At 31.6% G+C, this 6819-nt stretch carries 7 protein-coding genes; 4 read left to right on the forward strand and 3 right to left on the reverse strand.

The window, feature by feature from the left end; all coding sequences use genetic code 11:
- Positions 1-1985: endopeptidase La (lon, locus tag B3J44_RS11865; protein ID WP_286968624.1), on the reverse strand; the 1985-nt coding region annotated here is incomplete at its 3' end.
- Positions 1986-2232: 247 nt separating this feature from the next.
- Positions 2233-3216, reverse strand: a complete 984-nt coding sequence (locus tag B3J44_RS11870; RefSeq protein WP_286968625.1) for a DUF6252 family protein — start codon at positions 3214-3216, stop codon at positions 2233-2235.
- Between the two features lie 167 nt (positions 3217-3383).
- On the opposite strand from B3J44_RS11870, the gene B3J44_RS11875 reads away from it, so the two are divergent.
- Genes B3J44_RS11875 through B3J44_RS11890 form a run of 4 tightly spaced genes read left to right on the forward strand, consistent with a single transcriptional unit; the run spans position 3384 to position 6267 of the window.
- The gene (locus B3J44_RS11875; protein ID WP_286968626.1) at positions 3384-3938 is read left to right on the forward strand and encodes an RNA polymerase sigma factor; all 555 of its coding nucleotides are present in this window, start codon (positions 3384-3386) and stop codon (positions 3936-3938) included.
- A gap of 14 nt (positions 3939-3952) precedes the next feature.
- The gene (locus tag B3J44_RS11880; RefSeq protein ID WP_286968627.1) at positions 3953-4486 is read left to right on the forward strand and encodes an anti-sigma factor; all 534 of its coding nucleotides are present in this window, start codon (positions 3953-3955) and stop codon (positions 4484-4486) included.
- Positions 4470-5528, forward strand: a complete 1059-nt coding sequence (locus B3J44_RS11885; RefSeq protein WP_286968628.1) for a hypothetical protein — start codon at positions 4470-4472, stop codon at positions 5526-5528. Before B3J44_RS11880 ends, B3J44_RS11885 begins: the two co-directional genes overlap by 17 nt.
- 19 nt (positions 5529-5547) lie before the next feature.
- Positions 5548-6267 carry a head GIN domain-containing protein gene (locus tag B3J44_RS11890; protein ID WP_286968629.1) on the forward strand — a complete coding sequence of 240 codons (720 nt, stop codon included), beginning with the start codon at positions 5548-5550 and terminating at the stop codon, positions 6265-6267.
- A 93-nt stretch (positions 6268-6360) separates the two neighbouring features.
- Here B3J44_RS11890 and B3J44_RS11895 read toward each other — a convergent pair.
- A partial coding sequence (locus B3J44_RS11895; protein ID WP_286968630.1) for an MFS transporter occupies positions 6361-6819 on the reverse strand: 459 nt, incomplete at its 5' end.

The raw sequence follows: 6819 nt of genomic DNA on the forward strand, positions 1-6819 counted from the left end.
CCCGTAATGGTCAATGAACCTTTTCCTTCAGAAATTAAAGATTCAATAAACAGAATATCTCCTCCAACACTTGTCCAAGCTAAACCTGTTACAACACCAGCAACATCATTGTTTTCGTATTTATCACGCTCAAGTCTTGGCACTCCTAAAATTGCTATGATATCTTCATCAGTAACTTTTTTGTTGTACTCCTCTTCCATTGCAACCGATTTTGCTGCATTTCTGATTACTTGAGCGATTTTAGTTTCTAAGTTACGAACGCCAGATTCTCTTGTATAACCTTCTATGATTTTTTCTAATTGCTTTTTGCCAATAGTCAAATCTTTTGCTGTTAAACCGTGAGCTTCTAATTGTTTTGGAAATAAATGTCTTTTGGCAATTTCAACCTTTTCTTCAATCGTATAGCCTGACATTTTTATTACTTCCATTCTGTCACGTAAAGCAGGTTGAATTGCTGCCATATTATTTGAAGTCGCAATGAACATAACTTTAGATAAATCGTATCCCATTTCAAGGAAATTATCATAAAAAGCACTGTTTTGCTCTGGATCTAAAACTTCTAATAAAGCCGAAGATGGATCGCCGCTATTGCCATTTGATAGCTTATCAATCTCATCTAAAATAAATACAGGATTTGATGTTCCTGCCTTTTTTAAACTCTGAATAATACGTCCAGGCATTGCTCCAATATAGGTTTTTCTGTGTCCGCGAATCTCCGCTTCATCACGTAAACCTCCTAAAGAAATACGAACATATTCACGTCCTAAAGCTTCCGCCACAGAACGCCCAATAGAAGTTTTACCAACTCCTGGAGGCCCTGTTAAACATATAATTGGCGATTTCATGTCATTTCGCAATTTTAAAACAGCCAAATGCTCGATCATTCTTTTCTTAACTTCATCAAGTCCAAAATGATCTTTATCTAAAATTTTCTGAGCATGTTTTAAATCGAATTTATCTTTAGAATATTCACCCCAAGGCAATTCTAAAAACAATTCCAAATAATTTCTTTGAATTCCAAAATCAGGAGACTGCGGATTCATACGACGCATTTTAGACAATTCTTTTTCGAAATGTTTCTGCGTTTTTTCGTCCCATTTTTTTGTTTTAGCCTTCTGCCCCATTTCATCCATTTCCTCTTCCTGAGAAACACCTCCCAATTCTTCTTGAATGGTTTTCATTTGCTGGTGAAGGAAATATTCTCGTTGTTGCTGGTCTAAATCAAAACGAACTTTTGATTGAATATCGTTCTTCAATTCTAATTTTTGAAGCTCAACATTCATGTAACGCAAAGTCTCTAAAGCACGTTCTTTTAATCCATTTATCGATAAAAGGCCTTGTTTTTCTTTTACTGATAAATTCATATTTGAAGATACGAAATTGATCAAAAATGACTGGCTTTCAATATTTTTTATTGCAAATGTAGCTTCAGAAGGAATATTTGGACTTTCCTTAATGATTTGTATTGCTAATTCTTTTACAGAATCTAAAATTGCAGTAAATTCAGAATCATTTTCGTCTGGACGCTCCTCAGTAACTTCTTTAATAGTTGCTGTCATGTATGGTTCTTCAGAAACCACTTCGTCAATTTCAAAACGTTTTTTTCCTTGAAGGATAACTGTTACGTTTCCGTCAGGCATTTTTAAAACACGTAAAATACGTGCAACAGTTCCTACTTTATGAATATCATCTTTTGATGGATCTTCGTCTTCTTCGTTAATTTGAGATACAACACCGATGATTTTTCCACCTGCATTAGCATCATTAATCAGTTTAATTGACTTATCTCTTCCTGCTGAAATTGGAATAACAACTCCTGGAAATAAAACAGTATTACGTAAAGGTAAAATTGGAAGCGAAACAGGAAGTTCTTCATTATTCATTTCCTCTTCGTCTTCTGGAGTCAACAATGGAATTAATTCTGCCTCTGAGTCAAATTCTTGAAGTGACAGATTGTCAATAGTAAGTATTTTATGGTTTGACATAATAATATATAAGTCGTTTTGTCATTAAAAGTTTAATACAACTTGCAAGTAACGTTTAAAATTCATTTTTTTCTAATAAAAACAGACTATACACTTAATTTGCAAGATATATTATTAAAACAGACAATCACTATGCCAAGAATGGAAGATATGATATCTATTTAATTAGCCAAACTAATAAAATCAAATTGCATTACCAAAAAAAATCCGCACAAGGCGGATTAAATTTGTAGATAGTCTCTTTGCTCTAAATCTTTATATCTATACTAAAAGAACCTGTAATAGTCTTTTCATCATCTGTAGTGAAATTATGAACGACAAAATTAAAAGTCCCTTCCATTTTTTCTGCTGTTTTTGAGGTTATTGTAAGTGATCCTGATTTAGAATTATACAAAAGGTCATTTGTTCTGTAAGAAGCGCCAATAACATTTACAAGCTCGCCTTCTTCAACTGATAAATTGCTTGAAGCTTCATAGGTTCCTACAGAATATGATTTATTAATCATTAAACCGACGCTAGAATTATCATTGTTGTTTTTACCTACTATACTATAATACGGATTACTGCCGCTTGCAATTACACTACTTACATCAACTTTATCGTTTATATAATCAACTCCGTCTATTTTTGCTTTCAAAACATCATCAGAATCTTCAGCAGGAATATCGTCTGTATAAGGTATATTTTCAAAATTACCTTTTGTAATAACTTTTATCGCAGTTGAACCATCTTCTGTATCACTAAATCCTGTAAACTGAAATGTGCCAGAAATTGTTTTTTTAGTTTTATTTACTCCAGTGATTTTAATGATTGCTGTATCTGTATAATTCTGTACGCCTAAAAATGCCGCATCTTCATTTGAGGCACTAACAAATGCATGCCCATCTACTCCTTGAACATAAGCTAAAACAAATTTTTCTGCATTTTCTTGGTTTTCTGCCCATGTATATGTTCCTACTTTATTGCTAGGCAAAATTATTTGAATTAAATCTCCTTTTGATGATCTAGTCCCGGCTATTAATACATAGTCCTCAGTTACAACAGCAGTTGTAGTATTTGCAACAAATTCTTCGTCTCCAATTTTGGCACTAAAAATGGCTTTTTCGCCTGCACTTTCATTTCCATTGTTTTCAGAATTCGAAAAATCCAGCCCACTATCAAAATCTTGATTACAAGAGCTTAAAAAGCCGATTGTGGAAATTAAAAGAAACAAAAAATATTTTTTTTTCATAGCTATTCGTTTTATCTGCAAATATAGATTTTATAAAATGAAATAAAAATCCTACTCTCTATTATTATCAAAATTATCAACTCATTTCAAAAAAAATAAAATTAATTTTATAAAAGTGTAACAAACCAAAAAAAGCACAGTCATTACTAAAAACCAAAAGCCACTACTTGAATATAAACAACCAAAATATCGAAGAACTAATTGCGCTTTGTAAAGACAACAATCAAAAAGCGCAATTTGAAATATACAATCGCTATTGTAAAGCGATGTATAATGTGGCTTTTCGTATTGTAAAAGACGAACATTTTGCACAAGACGTCATGCAGGAAGGTTTCTTAAAAGCTTTTACAAAAATCAATGACTATAAACAAGAAGTGGCTTTTGGCGCATGGTTAAAAAAAATAATCATCAATTATAGCATCGATTTTTACAAGAAAAACAACTCTTTTCAGGTAGAAGATTTAAGTAAGCAGCTATATAAAATTGAAGAAAATGGTGGAATTATTTCTGAAAACATTGACTTGAACTCACTAAAAGTAAAACAGGTTTTAGATACCATTTTACAGCTGAAAGATAATTACAGAATGGTATTGACGCTTTTTTACATTGAAGGTTATGATCAGGAAGAAATCTGCGAAATTTTAAACATTACATATGCAAATTGCAGAACAACCTTGAGCAGAGCCAAAGACAGTTTGAGAAAAAAATTGGAAGAGATATAAAATGAATTGGAATTATGAAAAATGAAAAAGACAATTTAGACGAATTATTCAACAGATTTGAAAACCAATGGGATATTCAGGAATTAAATTCTGATCATCAGGTCGATTTTCTACAAAAATTAAATAAAAAAGAGCCTAGGAAAAGATATTGGTTCGCAACTGCTATTGCCGCTTCGATCGTATTGATGCTTGGAATATCGCTTTTTTATAAAAATGAAAAACCAAAAGAATTCAAATTTGCTTCTAAAGAAACTAAACGCACCGATTCTATTTTCAATATTCTAATTGACAACGAACTGGTTAAACTGAAAGAGAAAAATTCGCCAGAAAATCAGCAGATTATTAATGATGCGATGATTCAGATGAAAACTTTTGACGCTGATTATCAAAAAATCATAAATGAACTGCAAAAAAATGGTGAGAATAAACAAATTATATATGCCATGATTAGCAATCTTCAAACGCGTATTTCTTTTTTGCAAACCGTTCTGAAAAGAATTGAAGACAACGAAAAACTAAAAAACAACTCTAATGAAAAAACACTATAACTTACTAATCTTGTTTCTTTTGATTCCTCTGTTAGGGTTTTCAAACGATGACGCTTATATCACTAAACAAAAAAACATCAAAAAAACTTATATCGTCAATTCAAATGCAGGAATAGATGTTGACAACAAATACGGAAGCATAACGGTTACAACTTGGGACGAAGACAAAATTGATCTGGACATTACTATAAAAGTAAATGGACCAAATGAAAATTGGGTAAATGAGCGTTTAAATAGTATAGACGTTGATATTACTGCTCTTAAGGGATTGGTTTCTGCTGTGACAAAACTTGGGAGCTCTAATGTTAAAAGCAAAGGAAGCAATAATAGTTTTGAGATCAATTATGTGATTAAAATTCCAAAAAATGGATCTATGAAATTGGTCAATAAATACGGTAATGTTTCGGTTCCAAATGCAGAATCTTCTACAGATATTGACTGCAAGTACGGAAAAGTTGCTTTAGGTAAATTAAACGGATCAAACAATCAAATCTCTATTCAATATTGCCAAAATTCAAGCATAGATTACATTAAAACAGGAAATATTGATGCTCGATATTCTAATCTTAAGATTAATGATTCTGGTAATTTGAATCTAAGTGCAAACTACACAGATGTTAATCTAAATGATGGTCAGAATATTAAAGCTGATTGTAGCTATGGAACTTTTAAATTTCAAAAAATCAATTCTTTGAGTGGTTCAGGAAACTATTTGACTTTTATTATTGGAGAAATTTCAAGCAACTTTAGCTACGATACCAATTACAGTAAAATCAGTATCGGAACAGTAACAGAAAAAGCTGGAAATATCACAATAAACTCAGGATATACAGACATTACAATTGGTTATGTTCCTAATTATGCTTTTGACTTTGATATTTCTGCAAGATATTCAAACATTAAACATGATAATTCATTAGAAGTTTCTGTTACTGAGATTAAAAGCAACAATAAAAGAATTGCAGGTTTCTACAAGAAAAAAGGCCAGAATAAAATCAATATAAATTCGAACTACGGAAATATTTCGCTAACAAAAAATTAATCATCTAAAAATCAAAACAATGAAAAAATCAATTTTATTATTAGCGCTAGCTATTTTTTTTACAAATAGCACAGTTAATGCACAAAACAAAATACAAGGTAACGGAAAGGTAGTTACTGAAACAAGATCTACTGGAGGTTACGATGGTATTAAAATAGCAGGTTCTTTTGATGTGGATTTAGTGTCTGGAAAAGAGGGAAAAATCACTATCAAAGGAGAAGAAAATTTATTAGCTGTTATTAAAGTCGAAGTTGAAGATAATTCATTAAAAATTTATGTGGAGAAAGGTACTCAAATACGTACAAGTTCAGGTAAAATTCAAGTTACCGTTCCATTTGAAAAAATCTCTGAATTAAGCTTGGCAGGATCTGGCGATATTCAATCAAAAGATGTGATCAAAAATGATAAATTTTCAATCAAATTATCTGGCTCTGGAAATTTTACTTTACCGGTTGATACGAATAATTTAGAACTGAACGTAAGCGGATCAGGAAATGTACGTTTAAAAGGAACTGCTACTAATTTCTCAGCTAAACTTTCTGGTTCTGGAGATATTAATGCTGCTGATTTAAAATCGAAGGTTGTTGAGGCAAATGTTTCAGGATCTGGAAACAGTAAAGTTGCTTGCGACGAAAGCTTAACAGCTAGAGTTTCTGGTTCTGGAAATATTAGATATGTTGGTAATCCTGAAAAAAAAGATACTAAAGTTTCTGGATCAGGAACTATTTCAAAAAGCTAACTATTCAAAAAAATATCACGAATTACAAAAAAAATCATCAATCAAAATAATCCTTGCAATTCGTGATATTGGTTTTATAAAAAGACGTTTCAATTAGTTTGAAACGTCTTTTTTATGTACTCTTCTTAGCAGAAATATTGATGTAATGAAGAAAATTGCCAAAATTACAATTGCAGCGCGCGGACTTCCTGTAATTTGATCGATAATTCCGTAAACACACATTCCTATCACGATTCCTATTTTTTCTGCAACATCATAGAAACTAAAAAACGATGCTGTATCTTCTGTATCTGGCAATAATTTCGAATAGGTTGAACGAGATAATGCTTGAATTCCTCCCATTACAAATCCGGCGATAGTAGCCATGACATAAAAATGAGTTGGCAAAGTAATAAAATAGGCAAGCGCACAAAATACTGCCCAAATTCCGTTAATAAATATTAAGGTTGGAACGTTTCCGAATTTTTCTGAAGCTCTAGAAGTTAATATAGCTCCAACAACAGCCACTAACTGAATGATTAAAATACAAACAATTAAACCAATTGTACTTTG

The organism is Flavobacterium sp. UBA4854, from assembly GCF_002399805.1.
Taxonomy (GTDB): domain Bacteria; phylum Bacteroidota; class Bacteroidia; order Flavobacteriales; family Flavobacteriaceae; genus Flavobacterium; species Flavobacterium ginsengisoli.